The sequence below is a fragment of the Brevibacillus sp. HB1.3 genome (genome assembly GCF_013186635.1).
GTDB lineage: Bacteria > Bacillota > Bacilli > Brevibacillales > Brevibacillaceae > Brevibacillus > Brevibacillus brevis_D.
The window spans coordinates 135217-151532 of sequence record NZ_JABMIT010000001.1 but is presented as its reverse complement, the minus strand read 5'-3'; the positions used below and the strand labels follow the sequence as shown (position 1 = coordinate 151532).

Below are 16316 nucleotides of genomic sequence, written 5' to 3'. Positions count from 1 at the left end.
GAATGCTCAAGGATGATTGGACCTTCGCCTATACACGACCGTTTTTCCCGTATTTTTACACAGGTACTGGCAAATGGAGTGGAGATTAGCTCGCTTGTCTTTCAACTGGCTCTGGCAGAGCGTACGGCTTTTTCATAATTTGACGCCAAAACGGAATCGTCCGTTGAATCAATGGTCCCGTTAACAGCGCTATTAGTATCGTGCCGATTGACACAGGTCCGCCCAAAGCAGCGCCTGCAAGCAGAACGGTTACTTCTATGATGAGGCGAACTCGCTGAATACTCCAGCCAAGACGCTCGTTCATCGCCAGCATGAAGCTGTCGCGCGGACCCGCTCCTAGAGAAGGAGACAAATACATCCCGATTCCGACAGCCAAAACAACAACACCTGCGAGAAACATCAAGACTCTCGCCCAGATTGATTGCACCTCAGGAATAAAATCCAACCATAAGATAAGATCGAGAAAAACGCCAAAGCAAACCATATTTAAGAACATTCCAAAATTAGGTTTGATTTTTGCCACCAAATACGTGGCGAAAATGACAACGACTCCTACGATCTGAGACCATAGACCAATCGTTAATCCAAATGTCTTTTGCAAGCCGATGTGAAAGGTTTCCCAAGGGGCTACGCCCAGATTTGCTTTAATGGCCAGCACCGTACCGAATGCACCAACAAACAAGCCAAGGACAAACATCATGTAGCGAACTGCAATCGACCGGTTGAACCCTCTGCCAGACACGTCTACTCATCTCCTGACGATGTGTTTTACTTCCAGCCTGCAATGACTTCGTAAAAAAGTCCGTCCTTCCGGTAATACGCTTCAGATTTGGAGAAGTTCAGGTAGGTCTGTGCCTCGGCAAGCTGCTCTCCCGTCAAAATGACCTGGCGCTGCTTGTTCACATCGTCTCGATATTCGACGACGAGGCTGACTTCTTCCGACTGACAATGTTGAATGAGTTCTTGTGGTGTAGTAAAAGTAATCCGCTTCATGCTCCCCCACCTCCTCCATTGTGATCATTCATTATAGCAGGGATTATTGCTTTCTCCCATCGTTTCTCTCTCGCTTTACAGAAATGCTGCCGAGATCATCAGCCAATTGGGTAGCTGGGAAAATTTGCTGCGCCTCTGCCAACAGATCCTCCATCGAAAAATCTCCGTCTTCATCTTCGTAACGTGGACTGAAGTGAGTCAGGCACAGTTCTTTTACGCCCGCCTCTTTGGCAATTTGTGCAGCCTCGCGTGCTGTGGAATGTCCGCTTCTGGTCGCCAGCTCCTTGTCGTGATGGGCGTAGGTCGCTTCATGGACGAGCAAATCCGCCCCTGTTGCCAGCTCCAAAACCGCTTGGCTCGGCTCGGTATCTCCACTGAAGACGATTTTGCGCCCTGGCTGCGGCTCTCCAACGAAGTCCTTTCCGTCCAGAACACGACCATCCTCGAGTGTGACCTGTTCTCCTCTCTTCAAGGCTCCAAATAACGGCCCTGACGGCACTCCAGCCTGCTTTGCCAGCTCTACTTGAAATGCTCCTGTCTTTTCCTTTTCCATTACGGCATAAGCAAACGAAGGCACACGATGTTTCGCCATTCGGCAGCTCACCACGATCTCTTCGTCCTCGTAGATTACGCCCTCACTGACGATCTTTATTTCTAATGGATATTGCAAATGAACCGGGCTTGCCTCCATGATACCTCGAAAATATCGGTCGAGCCCTGGTGGTCCGTACAGCTCTAACGGAGTGGGTTCAGTATTGCGCAAAGAACGACTCGCAAGCAGTCCGATCAGTCCGTACAGATGGTCCCCATGCAGATGAGTGATAAAGATTTTATCCAATTGACTAATTTTCATCGGCGCACGCAGTAGCTGGTGCTGAGTCCCCTCTCCGCAGTCAAACAACCACCATTTTCCTGCCTGTAAAAATCGCAAGCCGATCCCACTTACGTTTCTTCGCGTAGTGGGTGCACCTGATCCGGTGCCTAAAAATGTAACGATCACGCTATATCCATCTCCTTTGTGGCCTTCCCTCATTATGTGCCTGTCTCTATCTCTAGGCATTCACCCTTTTTTGTCTGGGCGCATAGCCTACAACATACAAAGCCTAGCAAGGAGGGACTCCTAATCATGAAACGATTTTTAGCGCTGGGGCTGGCCGCTTTTTTCGCTATGACGGCCGTCTTGTCTGGCTGCTCCAGCACTCCCGAAAAAATAAGAATTGGTGAAGTGACTCGTTCTTTGTTTTACGCCCCGCAATATGTCGCACTTGAAAAAGGATTTTTCAAGGAAGAAGGGCTGGAAGTGGAGCTCTCCACCATACCCGGCGGAGATAAAGTGATGTCAGCTCTGTTATCTGGCGGCATCGAGGTCGCGCTAGTCGGCTCCGAGACCAGCATCTACGTCTCTCAGCAAGGAGCTGCCGATCCCGTTGTCAATTTTGCGCAGCTTACTCAGACAGACGGTACCTTCCTCGTCTCCCGCACCAAAATGGATGACTTTACTTTCGACAAGCTAAAGGGCAATGTCTTCTTGGGGCAACGGAAAGGCGGCATGCCGCAAATGGTTGGAGAGTATGTACTCAAAAAGCACAATATCAATCCGCAAGGCGACCTGGAACTCATTCAGAATATCGAATTCAAAAATATCGCGTCTTCCTTCGCATCTGGTACCGGAGCGTATGTACAGCTGTTTGAGCCGGAAGCCTCCCGCTTTGAACAGGAAGGAATCGGCCATGTCGTTGCCTCTTTTGGCAAAGAGAGCGGAACCGTTCCTTACACGGTCTTCATGACAAAACAAAGCTATATCGACAGCAACGCAGCAGCTATTCAAAAGTTTACCAATGCGGTCTACAAAGGGCAACAGTGGGTTGCCAGCCACAGTGCAAAAGAAACGGCTGATGTGATAAGCAAGTACTTCGAGCAGATCGATCCAAAAATTCTGGAAACCGCTGTACAGCGTTACCTGGAACAGGGCTCTTATGCCACAGATCCCATTCTGGACGAAAAGGAATGGAACCAGCTACAGGATATCATGGATTCCGCTGGTGAATTAAAGCAACGCGCTGAATACAACAAGCTGGTAAACACCACTTTTGCTATCCAATCCAAAGAAGGGAAATAGGCCCTCATGAAGCAGATTTCTTCTACGCCGGCAAAAATAGAACTCGGCCACGTGACCCATCTTTATTTATCCACGACCAGGGCGTTCATGGCGGTCCAAGACATTAACCTGCGCGTGGAGGAAGGCGAATTCATCTGTCTGGTTGGTCCCAGCGGTTGCGGAAAGACGACGCTGCTCTCCCTCATTGCAGGGCTTGAGAAGCCGACAGCAGGCAAGGTGTGGATCGACGGTAGAAAAGTCAACGGAACGTCTAGGCAAGTTGGCTACATGCTACAGCAAGATTATTTGTTCAACTGGCGCTCCATCGAGGACAACGTGTTTCTCGGACTCGATATCCAAGGCATCCGTACCAAGGAAACAGAAGAATACGCCCTGCATCTGCTGGATGAAATGGAGCTGTCCGATGTGCGCAAATCCTCTCCCTTGCAGCTGTCGGGTGGCATGCGGCAACGGGTTGCCCTCGTCCGAACACTCGCCTGTCAACCTGATGTGCTGTTGCTTGACGAACCATTTTCGGCATTGGACTACCAGACGAAACTGAAGCTCGAAGACTTGATCTTTTCAACGCTACGACGGCATAAAAAAACGGCAGTCCTTGTGACACATGATCTCTCCGAATCGATCGCGATGGGCGATCGCGTCTATATCTTTTCACGCAACCCGGGACGCATCAACAGCGAGATTGTCGTACCCAGTCCAATCCGGGATGCTCTGCCATTCGCCGCCAGAAATCATGATGGATTCCAAGACTTGTTCCATCGCGTGTGGAAAGAGATGGAGGTAGTGTCTGATGCAGCCAAAGGAAATTGAATCCGTCCACCGCCGCTACTTGCAGCTAGAAAAGCGAATGAGCTTTTCCGTCTTTACCACACAACTGTTCCTCTTTCTCGTATTTATTGGCTTATGGGAGCTATTGGCTCGAACCAATACCATTAATGCGCTCATCTTCAGCTACCCTTCCAAGATTTGGGCTCAATTTTGGTTGCAGCTGCAAGATGGCAGTCTTCTCCCACATGTCGGCTTGACCGTATGGGAAACGATTATCGGCTTTCTTTTAGGAACGATTCTAGGAACCGTCATGGCTACGATTATATGGTGGTCCCCTTTTCTCTCCCGTGTACTAGAGCCTTACCTGGTCATAGCCAATAGTATGCCAAAGGTAGCGCTCGGTCCGGTTTTCATCGTCGGCTTTGGTCCAGGTTTGCTCTCCGTCATAGCCATGGGATGCGCGATCTCGGTTATCATCACCACGATCAACGTCTACACCAGCTTCAAGGAAGTTAATCAAAATTACGTCAAAGTCGTGCAAACACTCGGAGGGAGCAAACGGCAAATCTTCACGCTCGTCATTTTGCCAGCTACCATCCCAACCCTCCTCGCAACACTGAAGGTGAATGTCGGACTTTCGTGGGTAGGCGTTATCGTCGGAGAGTTTCTCGTATCCCAGCAAGGCTTGGGGTATTTGATCATATACGGCTTCCAAGTGTTTAATTTCACCCTGGTCATGATGAGCTTAGCCATTATCGCGGTCATCGCTACCCTGATGTATCAAGGTGTAGCCTATATAGAGCGGCGGCTCACCAGCCAGTTCAAATAGATGGCTTCTAAAAAAACGGTGCCAACCATCTACCGGGGATGATTGCACCGTTTTTTCATGGGCCAGTATATTTTGACAAGGTTAGGGAGCCACGATCTCGACCTTTATTCTATCTGGGTCCTCGAAAAACAATGCATAATGCCCCTCGCCTCCAGCATGCGGATACCGATCCTGATAGAGCATAGAGATACCGCGACGAGCAGCTTCCTCCCGCAGCTTTTCCACATGTTCTCGATCCCGTGCGTAAAATGCCAGATGATTCAAACCGACTCGACAACGATGATACGGAATGTCGAGGAATCGCCCTTCTGCCTGGACAAAAACCAGATAGGTACCATTCTGCTTCCAGCTTACTCCACTGGTCCATTCTTGATACCGCGTATAGCCCAGCTCCCCCTCGAGCAACCAGCCCCAAAAATCTTTGGAGCGTGCCAGATTGGAGACATACATTTCCACATGATGTAGCATCGTACAGTCCCCCTTCTTACAGAAAAACGCCCGACAGCGAAATGCCGGGCGCCCTAGCTATTCATTTACTTCCAAAACTTCCACTTGCTCTTTTTCGTCATCGGATCGTCCATTTGGCTCTCGACGACTTTCTGTTTGGTGGCTGCTTCCACTTCGAGCGCTCCAGGTACCCGATTCAGGAAGTGGTCGATCATTGGCTTGTAGTTATCTGGCAAATGCTCTTGCATGTTTCGTAGGATGTCAATTGCCTTTTCCATCTGATCGGTCGCCAACAGAGCATTGGCATAGTTGAAGCCTGCATATGGATACGGGAAGTGCGGCGTCCAGAACTTTTCACAAATCTGAATTAATTGATAGACATATCCTGCTTGTCCCAATTCTCCAGTCACCGTCATCACGACCTCAAAGCGGTCCTTCGCTCCTTCAATCGCTACCGTGTACCACTTCATCGCATTCAGGAGGTCCTCCTCCGTCAAAGCAATACGAGCTAGTTGAAGCTGTGGTCTCCAAGCGCCTTCTTTACTTGCCAGCGCCTCCAGTTGCCCTTTCAGCTCATCCTTTTTCCCTCTTTGCATGAAGCTCTCGACAAACATGTTCAAGCCATTTTCTTGATTCGGGTCTTTGTGCAGACCTGTATGTAGGGTCTCGAACGCTTTTGGCTCATCTCCCTCAAACGCGAAGATTTTTGCCAAATTGGTGCAAGCCGTACCCGATGACGGGAATCGTTCCAGACAATCTGTCAGGATTTTTTTAGCGCTTTCAAACTCTCTCGCCTGCATATGAACGACTGCACGGAAAATGAGAGCAGACTCAATTGGCCCGTATAATTCGAGAAGCCTGTCGGCAGCGACAGCGGCTTGCTCGTGAAATTGACCCTTCACCAACTCCATCGCAAAATCGCGAAGCTTATCTTTTTCATCCCAGTACTTATCCAGATTTTGCGGAATTATTTTTTTCTGGTAATCCTCTCGGGACATATCGATGGTTTGACCAAATTCATTGGTAAACGTCACAAATTCAGACATGAAACAGCCTCGCTTTCATTTCCTCACAAAAGTGTCAAATGCTTGTATCGCCAATTAGATCCATGCTTTGATATTTACTTTACGGATAAATTCCTCCATTGATTCCTTCGCCGGTTCGTCATTTGCCTCTTCTGCATCTTCCATGCCCATCAGTTGTCGAAACAGTGCTTCGTTCCTTGTCGCCAATGCAAAGTCAAGTAATGCCTCATGCGAGATGCGATTAGCTTCTTCTTCCAGCAATTGCTCCTCCAAGGCGATATCCTCTTCTACAACGGCGATATGCTTATCAATTTTTGGAATGCGTAAAACCCAAGAAAATGCGCTGTCCGGATTGCGGTCACGAGCAATCAGGTAACCGTATTCACCCAAAGGCAAACCTTGCTCGAAGGAGTCGGCAACAATGACGACGCGTTGTCCAAGCTTGAACATGAGCGTCAACTCCCAATAAAGATTAATTCTAATCATACTAAATTGTATGTGTTCTTGGGAAGAGCAAACCCCCAAGGATAGGAAAACGCACAAAAAGTTTGTTGCCCGAACCAAAATAAGGTACAATTTTTACTAATGAATGGATATTGGTAATGAGGTGTACAAGGTATGGGTGAAATGTCTACAGGGTTTTCCCTGTTTATCGTTGGCTGGACCATTGTTCTCGTAAGCCTGATGGCGATTGGCGGGTACTTCATGTTCCGCAAATTTCTCAAGTCCATGCCCAAGCAAGACGGAAAATCTGACTTGGATTGGCAGGACCATTACATTGATCAGACACGTGCGCTCTGGACAGATGAGGGTCTGACCTTGCTCAATGAACTGGTTGATCCTGTGCCACAGTTGTTTCGTGATGTTGCAAGACGATCCATCGCAGCGAAAATCGGCCAGATCGCGTTGGAAGAGAAAGCAACCACCATTACAACAGATTTGATTGTAAAGGGGTACATTGTAGCAACCCCCAAGCGTGACCACAAATGGCTCATCGCCCACCTGAAATCCAAAGAAATCGATTATACGCCCTATGAGAAATATTTGAATGCCGAGGGATAATTGAAACTTCCTATGGAGTCGTCCGTAGAAAATGGTAAGACCTTTTTGTCAAGGAGAAGATGTGGATGTCAGTCCTACTCACGATTTTGGGAATCGGTTTCGTTATTTTGATCGTTGCGATTGTCATTGTGGCGGTCCTCTTTAAGAAAGGCGCCCGGTTCTTATGGAAAATGACCGGACGTGGCTATCACAAATACAGCAGTAGCAGTGATTACCGATATCGGCCCTCATGGAAGACCGGGCATCGAACATACGGTCATCGTCACTATCGTCGCAAATATTCCAGCCATAGTTCATTTTTTAGTAGCTAACGTTAATAGAATGAGAAGGCACTCCAATTCGTTTGGGTGTCTTGCAACAAACCTCCAAAACCACAAGCTTAGTGGGATTGGAGGTTTGTATGATTTTAAGCATCGCTGCTTTTTTGGGTTACGTCTTTCTGCCCTCCGGATACCCCACCTGATACCAGGAATGCCATGACTTCTGAGCTTTCCGTATCGAGAAGCTGTACCTGATCACTCGGAAACAACAGGAGATTTCCTGCAAAATTGTACGACTGCGGCAGATAGACTGCTACGTGGTCTGAGAGACCGAAAGAATCGAGGCTTTCCTTTGTAATAAACCCAATGGCTTTTGCATTTCCATCCTTGGACAGCATCACGAGCACTGGCTTGTCAAAGCTCTTCTTCTCTCCTACAAACGCTCCGATCAAATCCTTGATGGACGTATAGATGAGTTTGATAAACGGCACTTTCTCGAAGACGGTGGATACGAGCGAAAGCACTCCGCGTGTCAGCACGTTGGATGCAAGGAAGCCGATAATCGTGATGCCCAGTATGGTCATGAGAACACCCAGTCCTGGAATTTGGAGATTAAACCACTTGTGGACCAGCAAATAGAACCAGTTATCCACGGTCGTGAAAATCCAGTACAAAATATAAATCGTCACTGCCAAAGGAATGACAAACAATAACCCCTCTAAAAAATAGCGAATGAAACGCTTCATCTGTCTTCTCCTCTCTCCTAACCACAATCCCGTAATTATTGTACCTGATTGGATTGCCATCTGCTATGATGAAGAAAAAAAGAGAAAGTAGGGAGATTCATGCAAGCACTTGTCACACCTCAATGGCTCAAGGATCATCTGAACGATGAAAATTTGGTGATCGTCGATTGTCGTTTTGCTTTAAGTGCTTCTGAAGCAGGTGCAGAGGAATACGAGAACGATCACATCCCGGGAGCCCTCTACTTTCATCTGAACCGTGACCTTTCTGGCTCGAAAAGCGAGCATGGCGGACGTCATCCTCTGCCAGATGCGGATCTGCTGGCTGCCCATTTTTCAAATGCGGGAATCGATGCCAACACGACCGTCATCGCCTACGATGATCAGGAAATGGCAATGGCAGGACGGCTATGGTGGCTGCTGCGGTACCTTGGTCATGATCGGGTAGCTGTACTTGACGGCGGATATGCTGCTTGGAAAAAGGCTGGCTATGAGGTAACAGCAGAAGTACCTGCTGTACAAGCTCGTCAGTTCGTCCCCCATGTCCGTCACGACATGCTGGTTGACATGGAAGGTGTCAAAAAGCGCAGCGAGCACACTGTATTACTCGATTCTCGTGCGCCAGAACGCTACCGCGGTGAGAACGAACCGATCGACGCAAAAGCAGGTCATATCCCCGGGGCGCACAATTTCTTTTACAAGGACAACCTCGGTGCTGATCAGACGATGCTTCCGGCAGACGAGCTGCAAAAGCGTCTCGCTCCTTACGCTGATAAAGAATTGATCGTCTACTGCGGCTCAGGTGTGACGGCTTGCTCGAATTTGCTCGCTTTCCATGCTGCTGGTCGAACCGATGTGAAATTGTATTTGGGCAGTTGGAGTGACTGGAGCTCGTATCCGGATAATCCGGTAGCTACCGGCGAAGAGTAATTCCATAATTGGAATGGCGGCGATCGCTTCCCTACGATACTGGGGAGCGGTCGCATTATTTTTTTCTTCCTCTATCATTTTCGCCACCACTCATAGATAATAATTATCATTATCATAAACTTGTGCACGTGCCTGAAAAGGTGGATGGATTCATGAAGCATAACGAAGAATACGAGCCTAATCGCCAAATGTCACTCAGCGAGGTTCGCACCTATATAATCTGTAACTTCGATCGTCCATTAAACGTAACTACGTTGGCAGCGATGGCGAACTTGAGTCCGAGCTATTTTGGCGATTCGTTCAGGAAGGCTTACGGACAAAGTGTTATGGATTATGTAACGAGTCTGCGTATCAATCACGCCAAGCGATTGTTACGTGAGACGAATATGAAGCTGCGGGATATTGCGAAAACAATCGGGTATAGCGATGAGTTTTACTTTAGTCGGAAGTTCAAGAAGGAAGTGGGTGTATCCCCTTCCGCGTATGAAAGAGCATCCGAACGCAAAGTTGCCGTCTACTCCCCTTCCCTGTTGGGACATCTAGTCGTACTGGGGATAATACCAGTCGCTGCTCCCCTGGATGCGAAGTGGACCCCCTATTACTATCAGCAGTATCAGCAACAGATCGCGGTTCAGTTAAAAGCAGTCGAAACACCGTGGAACGATGACAATCAGGAAATCAGGCTTCTTTCTGCCAAGCCGGATGTTGTCATTAGCCACATAGAGCCTCCCGAGACTACCAGGCGACGTTTGTCCGCACATGGCATAGACGTCTTCACTCTCCAATCTTCTGGCTGGAGAGAGCAATTACGTGAAGTTGCCAGCTACACGGGCAAAGAAGCAGCTTGTGACTCTTGGATCGCTTTTTATGAAGCGAAGGCTGCTGCCGTTCGCGCAGATCTGCAGTCCGTGCTCAAACAAGATAAAATTGCAATCATTCGGCTCTATCGCGAGGGCATCCATCTCTACAACAACAAGGGAATGAAGGAGCTTTTGTGCGATGACTTGCAACTTTCTCTTGTGGAAGAGGAAACGGAACCTTGCAATCGGCCAATCACGCTCGAGCAGCTCGCGAGCTATGACCCGGAGCGAATCCTGTTATTCGTTTGTCTGGATGAATCGACACGCCTAAGCTGGCTGACTCTCCAGCATCATCCGCTTTGGAGAGAACTTCGCGCTGTTCAACATGGCTATCTCTACTCCTTGCCCTCTAACCCGTGGTACGAGTATTCACCGGTTGCCATGAACCGAATGCTGGATGAGATCGTGCTGATGATAACGGGGAAAAGTCCAAATGCCATTCAAGGTGTTGTCCATGGAGCCCCTTTCTTGGGTGAATTATAATGTTTTCCAGCGAGAAACATTATCATCGAGAGGGGATTCCACTTTTATGAAAAAGAAAACTAGCCTTGTGCTGATGCTGACCACGGCGATGCTCGTTGCAGGACTGGCAGCAGGCTGCGGGAACCATGCAAATAGTGAGGCAGTAGCGCAGAAGGTCGATTCTTCCGCGACTGGGAATGTAGCAGGATCGGCAAAGAGCTCTTCTGACCAGCCTGCCTACCCGCGGGTACTAAAAGATGAAATGGGTAACGAGCTGACGTTGCCTGCCGCACCTGCCAAAATATTCGCTCCCAATCTGGAAGATACTTTGGTCGCACTGGGCGTTGCTCCGGTCGTGCAGTGGTCGTCTGGCTCAAGACCGAAAATGTATTTGCAAGATCAACTAAAATATGTGCCGTCCATTGCGTTCACAGGCGGATTGCCTCCAGAGCCGGAAGCGGTTATGGCCCATGAACCAGACCTCATCCTCTTGCACAATGCCAACCATATCGAAAGCGGCGTGTACGATAAATATAAGATGATTGCGCCGACGTATGTATTCAAGCAAGCAAATGCTGATCTTGATTCTTCCGTACGAGTGATTGGCGATCTGTTGGGCAAGTCGGCGGAAGCTGAAAAAGCTTTGCAGACCTATAAGGAGCATGTCGAGGCAGCCAAAAAGGAGCTGGCCCCTCATATCCAAGGCAAAAAAGCAGCGATCATTCGCTTCAATGGCAGAGGCATGTTCTTCATCAAGTACGATTTCTTTAGTGGATATGTACTTACCAATGAGCTAGGCTTTTTGCCGAGCCAGGTTGTATCCGGCGGCGACATCCATTTATCACTGGAGAGCTTACCTGATCTGGATGCGGATTATATTTTCCTGATCAATGACGCTGGTACGGGGGATACGTTCGAGAAAGAATTAACAGAGAGTCCTGTTTGGAAAAGCATGCAGGCTGTGAAGAACGGTCGTACGTTTAAAGTAGAGGGAGATCACTGGTTAAGTGGCGGCCTGATCGCACATAGGAAAGTCATTGACGATGTGAAAGGATTGATTGCAAAATGAGAATGATAGAGATAAATAGCTACTCCCCTCATAATTGTGTGGAATGGACACTGCAATCAAGCCATGGTCGTGACTATCGGATTATGATTGCAATTCCAGAAGCTGAGGCCCCTCCTGAGGGGTATGCGGTTATTTATGCCGTGGATGGCGATGCGATGTTCGGAACAATTGCGGAGACAATAAAGTTGCAAACCCGCAAGCCCAAGGGCTACAACCCAGCCATTGTTGTAGGAATCGGCTATCCCTCCCGACTACCATTTGACATGGACCGCCGTTGTTACGATCTGACCATGCCTGTGGATGCAGCTACACTTCCTGACCGACCGAATGGGCAGCCTTGGCCCGAGCATGGTGGAGCTGATATGTTCCTCGATTTCCTTGAACAGCAGCTGATGCCAGCTATTTCTTCCGAATGGCAGGTAAATCCGAATAAACAGGCGATTTTCGGCCATTCCTTGGGCGGTCATTTCACCCTGTATACGATGTTCTCTCGCCCGAAGCTTTTCTCACACGTCGTTTCAGGCAGCCCTTCCGTCTGGTGGGGCAATGACGAAGTATTAAGAGAGCAGGAACGCTTCATCACCGAATGGAAAAGTGATCATGAAATAAGGCTGCTTGTCATTGTTGGCGGCGATGAGCTCACCTTCATGGTCGAGGGTGCACAACAGGTCGTCGAGCGCATGGAACCACTCGCTACCAAAGGTGTTCAAGTGAGTTACATCAAATTCGAAGATGAGGGCCACGTAAGCGTGCTGCCTTCCGCTATTAATAGACTTGTGCGGTTTGTGCTTGCGGATTAGCCCTCTGAAACTACTTTCGTAAACGAAAAGGACAGACTAATGATACGATATATGCGTCTATTGCTTCATTTCGGCTATCAAGAAGCCATGTCTTGCTTGTTTCCGGTCTTTATTTTTGGTTCGCTCGCCTTGTCCAAATTCGTCACCATTCCTGGTTTGCCGAGGTATGATCTCCTGCTGTTGCTCTGCCTGCTCTTCCAGATTTTCATGGTGAAGAGCGGCTTGGAGTCTCGGGACGAATTGAAGGTCATCACGGTCTTTCACGTGATCGGGCTGTGCTTGGAAATATTCAAGGTACATATGGGATCTTGGGGCTATCCAGAGGATGCGTACAGCAAGGTGTTTGGCGTTCCTCTCTACAGTGGGTTCATGTACGCCAGTGTCGCGAGCTACTTATGTCAAGCGTGGCGTCGCTTAGAGGTTTCTCTCTCTGGCTGGCCAAATCAGATTATCGCCACCATTTTGGGCGCAATGATCTATCTGAACTTTTTCACCCACCATTATATTGGGGATTTGCGTTGGGTGCTGATGGCAGCTATTTTCATTGTCTTCTGGAAAACACGTGTTTATTTCACTGTCGCGAACGAGCGGCTTTTCATGCCCATCCCTCTTGGTTACTTTTTGATCGGTTTCTTCATTTGGATTGCGGAAAATATAGCGACGTTTCTTGGCGCTTGGAATTATCCGAATCAAAGAGCAGGCTGGGAGCTCGTGCATCTTAGTAAAATCAGCTCGTGGTTTTTGCTCGTCATCGTGAGCTTCATTATCGTGGCGGAGTTGAAGCATGTGAAATCCAGAAGGTCCCAATCCCAAGATAGCAAGAAACACATATAAAAAGCCTATCCACTCTTTCGTACGAAACGTCAAGGGGTGGATAGGCTTTCTCTTCTTTATTTCATAACGTTGCTGAGTACCTTCTCAATCATTTGACGATTGGCAATGACGCCTGTGTAAAGCCAGCTGGAATCTTTCGCAAACGTATACGCTTTTCCATTCTTCACAGCAGGGATATTCGTCCATACTGGATCCTTTTGAAGCTGTTCCACAGCAGTCGGATTACTGTTTACGATAAACAAATACTCGGCATCGAGTTCAGCTAATTTCTCCATGGAAATCGCGTTCCAATTTGCATCTCCTGACTTGGAGATTTCCTGAACGATGGCAGGAACCTTAAACCCAAGATCCTTGTAAAGCACATCGCCGCTAGACAAGTCCTGACGTGCTACGTACACATTTTTCCCCGTCATCCACAGTGCTGCCGCTGATTTTTCCCCGATCGCTTTCTGCAGCTTTTGCTTGGACTCGGCTGCAAATGTCTCGTAATCCGCCAGCACCTTCTTCGCTTCTTCCCCCTTGTTGAGGACTTCTCCTACAGTCAGGAGCTCTTTACGCCAATCGCTGTTCTTCTCTTTTCCAATGGTGTAAGTTGGAGCGATTTTCGAGTACTGGCTATACTTGTCCCCTTCGATTAGGGTCGCGCTTTCCAAAATAATCAGGTCAGGGCTGTGGCTCATCACGACCTCTGGCGGCAGATCATAAGGAATCGCTGGAATACCCGCCAGCTCTTTTTGCAGGTAGCCTTGTACCTGGCTGTTCCCTACTGACCATTGAGCAACTGGCTTCACTCCCAACGCTACTAAATGATCCTCCAGATAAGAAGCGATCACGCGCTGCGGTTGGGCTGGGACTGTTACTTCATTTCCCATCGCATCCTTCAGTACCCGTGGGGCTTCAGCCGCTGATGTCGCGGTCTGGCTGTTGCTCGCTTGTGTTTCTGGACTCGCAGCGTTTTGCTGGCCAGAGCAAGCACTCACGATTGTAACGAGGCTTGCCAATACGACACTGGCTATCGAAAGTTTGGCTGTTTTCTTCATTGGTTCGTTCCCCCATCTGCTTCATGCCCTCAAGCAACGAAAAATTGCCAACTTGAACGCATTTTAATTGAGAATAATTATCATAATCACAATGGGTATTATAGCCGATTATGGTAAGATGCTCAACTTTTTGTTTTATGGAAACAAAAAAGACCCTCTGCTCCCTAGCAGAAAGTCCTTATCCTCTTAGCGTGGAACCCCGCTTAACAAGAATCGATGCAGTCCCCCGATCAGGCAGACACCCGCGGTTACAAAAAACGCAATGAAGTAGGAATGGTGCCAATTCCCCAGCAAGCCTGCCAATACGGGGCTCAATACCGCTCCGATCGACAATATCGCTGAGTAAATACTAAACACGCTACCGTATTGTTCTCTCGGTGAATGTACCGTCAAAACGGTCGCAAAAGCTGGGAACAGCATCCCAAAGCACGCACCGAAGAAAAACATCATGACGTGAATCGGAATCGCCAGCCCGATTGCCAGCGCGTACAGAAGAAGGCTGAGCACACCCAATCCGGCAAACGTTCTCGTCTCAACTGGGATCCGATGCAGCCAAAACTGGCACAAAATCGCAAGTGCCCCCAACCCTTTCAAGCTGAACAATATGCCAGTAACGGCGGGGGACATTCCTTGTTTTTGGATGAGCAAAGGCACTTCATAGATGATCGTTCCTTGTGCGTAAATGATCGCAAATCCCCCGAGAAACGCAGGATACAGCATTCGATTTTCCAGGATGGCAGTAAGGCTCTGCTTGCCCCCACCTTTGCTTCGTGGCGTTGACAACGTGCTTCCCTCTATTCTTTCGGGTAGCATCATCCAAGCGAAAACGCCCGCAATCATCATCATGTAGCCGAGAATCACGAATGATTGACCATAGCCGAACTGCACCGCCAAAAAGCTACCGACTGCCGGAGATACGATACCTGCCGCGGTAAGGACCAATCCCTTTTTCCCCATGATCTCGCCCTGCTCAAGTGCCGTCTTCCCTGTTTCTCCGAGCAAGGCAGAACAAGCAGGAGATACAAACGCCATCAAAAACCCGAGCATCAGCCGAAAGGTAAAGAAGCCCGCTGTATTTTGCACGATGCCTTGACCAATCAGCATTACGCCAGCCAAAATCAACCCACCTGCGATAAACCATTTTTTCGGATAGCGATCAAGAAAAGGGCCAGCGAGCAGGTTTCCTGTCAAATTGCTGATCGCATAACCGCCGAGCACAAAGCCGATCATCGCAGCGGATACACCCAATACGTTTAAATACGGCGCAAGAAGAGGCGTCTGCGCGTGCATGTCAAAGGCAACCAGAAACAAAACCACTAACAAGAGAGCCCTCAAAGCATTCCCTTCCTCTCAAACGGCCTGTCTTTGTCCCAGTATATGAAGGGAATGGTACAAGTAGGATACAAAAAGAAGAAGGAAGATTCGGAATAAATGTAGCAATTATTTTTGTATTACCGTAATATTTACTGTAATACCGTAATTACTTTTTGAACAGGAGGTGACTTTTTGGAGCACGTTTACAAAAAAATACGAGCACTTCGTATCCAGCAGGAGCTTACCTTAAAGGACTTAAGTGAGAAATCAGGATTCTCCGTCAGCTTCTTATCACAAGTAGAGCGCGGCAACAGCTCGCTCGCGATTACTTCCCTGCAAAAAATTGCGGAATGTCTGGGTGTCCCCATTACGTACTTCTTTGAAGTAGAAAAAGATGTCTCGTACCACACGCCCATTGCAAAGCGTAAAACATTGCAGATTGAAGGGTCACCGGTAAAGTACGTTCGAATCGGTGGGAATTTCCCCGACAGAGCACTTGAGCCCCTCCTCAACGTGTTGCCACCCGGACAGACGAAGCATGTCGCCTTTCAGCATCCCGGTGAAGAGTTTTATTACGTCGTTAAAGGATGTGTCACCATCGTCGTCGACGAAACAGAATACCATCTCGAGCAAGGAGACACGATCCACTTTCCTTCCTCTCTCCTACATACGTGGTACAATCCTTCCACTGTTGAAGAAGCCGAGATCCTGTCCGTTTTGACACCTGTCATTTTTAGAACCTAACGCAACGTGTCTCATCC

20 protein-coding genes are annotated in these 16316 nt (G+C 48.5%); 11 read left to right on the top strand and 9 right to left on the bottom strand.

Annotation, left to right across the window (positions count from 1 at the left end; all coding sequences use genetic code 11):
• Positions 1-85 precede the first annotated feature (85 nt).
• From HPY31_RS00790 to rnz, 3 genes are read right to left on the bottom strand one after another with little or no spacing between them, the layout of a single operon-like run.
• Positions 86-742 carry a YczE/YyaS/YitT family protein gene (locus HPY31_RS00790; protein ID WP_172137702.1) on the bottom strand — a complete coding sequence of 219 codons (657 nt, stop codon included), beginning with the start codon at positions 740-742 and terminating at the stop codon, positions 86-88.
• Positions 743-768: 26 nt separating this feature from the next.
• The gene (locus HPY31_RS00785) at positions 769-993 is read right to left on the bottom strand and encodes a hypothetical protein (protein WP_016739832.1); all 225 of its coding nucleotides are present in this window, start codon (positions 991-993) and stop codon (positions 769-771) included.
• 43 nt (positions 994-1036) lie between these two features.
• Complete coding sequence (gene rnz, locus HPY31_RS00780; protein ID WP_172137700.1) at positions 1037-1993, bottom strand: ribonuclease Z; 957 nt, start codon at positions 1991-1993, stop codon at positions 1037-1039.
• A 126-nt stretch (positions 1994-2119) separates the two neighbouring features.
• On the opposite strand from rnz, the gene HPY31_RS00775 reads away from it, so the two are divergent.
• From HPY31_RS00775 to HPY31_RS00765, 3 genes are read left to right on the top strand one after another with little or no spacing between them, the layout of a single operon-like run.
• Complete coding sequence (locus tag HPY31_RS00775) at positions 2120-3112, top strand: ABC transporter substrate-binding protein (RefSeq protein WP_172137698.1); 993 nt, start codon at positions 2120-2122, stop codon at positions 3110-3112.
• Between the two features lie 6 nt (positions 3113-3118).
• Positions 3119-3922: an ABC transporter ATP-binding protein gene (locus tag HPY31_RS00770; RefSeq protein ID WP_087343928.1), complete on the top strand. Its 804-nt coding sequence runs from the start codon at positions 3119-3121 to the stop codon at positions 3920-3922.
• A complete protein-coding gene (locus HPY31_RS00765) occupies positions 3903-4709 on the top strand; it encodes an ABC transporter permease (protein WP_172137696.1) in 807 nt (268 codons plus the stop codon). The genes HPY31_RS00770 and HPY31_RS00765 overlap by 20 nt, the downstream gene beginning before the upstream one ends.
• A gap of 81 nt (positions 4710-4790) precedes the next feature.
• Here the strand turns inward: HPY31_RS00765 and HPY31_RS00760 are convergent, their stop codons facing one another.
• The 3 genes from HPY31_RS00760 to HPY31_RS00750 form a co-directional block, all read right to left on the bottom strand.
• The gene (locus HPY31_RS00760) at positions 4791-5177 is read right to left on the bottom strand and encodes a VOC family protein (RefSeq protein ID WP_172137694.1); all 387 of its coding nucleotides are present in this window, start codon (positions 5175-5177) and stop codon (positions 4791-4793) included.
• Between the two features lie 65 nt (positions 5178-5242).
• Positions 5243-6202: a tetratricopeptide repeat protein gene (locus HPY31_RS00755; protein ID WP_012685929.1), complete on the bottom strand. Its 960-nt coding sequence runs from the start codon at positions 6200-6202 to the stop codon at positions 5243-5245.
• Positions 6203-6256: 54 nt separating this feature from the next.
• Entirely contained in the window at positions 6257-6631 is a 375-nt protein-coding gene (locus HPY31_RS00750) for a hypothetical protein (protein WP_012685928.1), read from the bottom strand.
• Positions 6632-6799: 168 nt separating this feature from the next.
• On the opposite strand from HPY31_RS00750, the gene HPY31_RS00745 reads away from it, so the two are divergent.
• Positions 6800-7243 carry a DUF2621 domain-containing protein gene (locus HPY31_RS00745; RefSeq protein WP_012685927.1) on the top strand — a complete coding sequence of 148 codons (444 nt, stop codon included), beginning with the start codon at positions 6800-6802 and terminating at the stop codon, positions 7241-7243.
• Positions 7244-7308: 65 nt separating this feature from the next.
• Positions 7309-7554 (top strand): hypothetical protein, encoded by a 246-nt coding sequence (locus tag HPY31_RS00740; protein WP_172137692.1) that lies wholly within the window; start codon positions 7309-7311, stop codon positions 7552-7554.
• 95 nt (positions 7555-7649) lie between these two features.
• Here HPY31_RS00740 and HPY31_RS00735 read toward each other — a convergent pair whose 3' ends face one another.
• Positions 7650-8249 carry a DUF502 domain-containing protein gene (locus HPY31_RS00735; RefSeq protein WP_172137690.1) on the bottom strand — a complete coding sequence of 200 codons (600 nt, stop codon included), beginning with the start codon at positions 8247-8249 and terminating at the stop codon, positions 7650-7652.
• Between the two features lie 99 nt (positions 8250-8348).
• Here HPY31_RS00735 and HPY31_RS00730 point away from each other — a divergent pair, with 99 nt between their 5' ends.
• The 5 genes from HPY31_RS00730 to HPY31_RS00710 all read left to right on the top strand — a co-directional run bounded on the left by HPY31_RS00730 (position 8349) and on the right by HPY31_RS00710 (position 13201).
• Positions 8349-9176, top strand: coding sequence for a sulfurtransferase (locus HPY31_RS00730; RefSeq protein ID WP_172137688.1), 828 nt, complete (start codon positions 8349-8351; stop codon positions 9174-9176).
• Positions 9177-9328: 152 nt separating this feature from the next.
• Positions 9329-10519: a helix-turn-helix domain-containing protein gene (locus tag HPY31_RS00725; protein WP_172137686.1), complete on the top strand. Its 1191-nt coding sequence runs from the start codon at positions 9329-9331 to the stop codon at positions 10517-10519.
• A 46-nt stretch (positions 10520-10565) separates the two neighbouring features.
• Positions 10566-11567: an ABC transporter substrate-binding protein gene (locus tag HPY31_RS00720; protein WP_172137684.1), complete on the top strand. Its 1002-nt coding sequence runs from the start codon at positions 10566-10568 to the stop codon at positions 11565-11567.
• Positions 11564-12367 carry an alpha/beta hydrolase gene (locus tag HPY31_RS00715; RefSeq protein WP_172137682.1) on the top strand — a complete coding sequence of 268 codons (804 nt, stop codon included), beginning with the start codon at positions 11564-11566 and terminating at the stop codon, positions 12365-12367. The genes HPY31_RS00720 and HPY31_RS00715 overlap by 4 nt, the downstream gene beginning before the upstream one ends.
• A gap of 39 nt (positions 12368-12406) precedes the next feature.
• Positions 12407-13201, top strand: coding sequence for a DUF817 domain-containing protein (locus tag HPY31_RS00710; RefSeq protein WP_172137680.1), 795 nt, complete (start codon positions 12407-12409; stop codon positions 13199-13201).
• Between the two features lie 56 nt (positions 13202-13257).
• Here HPY31_RS00710 and HPY31_RS00705 read toward each other — a convergent pair whose 3' ends face one another.
• Complete coding sequence (locus HPY31_RS00705) at positions 13258-14241, bottom strand: ABC transporter substrate-binding protein (RefSeq protein ID WP_172137678.1); 984 nt, start codon at positions 14239-14241, stop codon at positions 13258-13260.
• Between the two features lie 186 nt (positions 14242-14427).
• Entirely contained in the window at positions 14428-15576 is a 1149-nt protein-coding gene (locus HPY31_RS00700) for an MFS transporter (RefSeq protein ID WP_172137676.1), read from the bottom strand.
• Positions 15577-15747: 171 nt separating this feature from the next.
• Between HPY31_RS00700 and HPY31_RS00695 the strand changes: the two genes are divergently transcribed.
• The gene (locus HPY31_RS00695; RefSeq protein WP_016739815.1) at positions 15748-16299 is read left to right on the top strand and encodes a helix-turn-helix domain-containing protein; all 552 of its coding nucleotides are present in this window, start codon (positions 15748-15750) and stop codon (positions 16297-16299) included.
• The last annotated feature ends 17 nt before the right edge of the window (positions 16300-16316 follow it).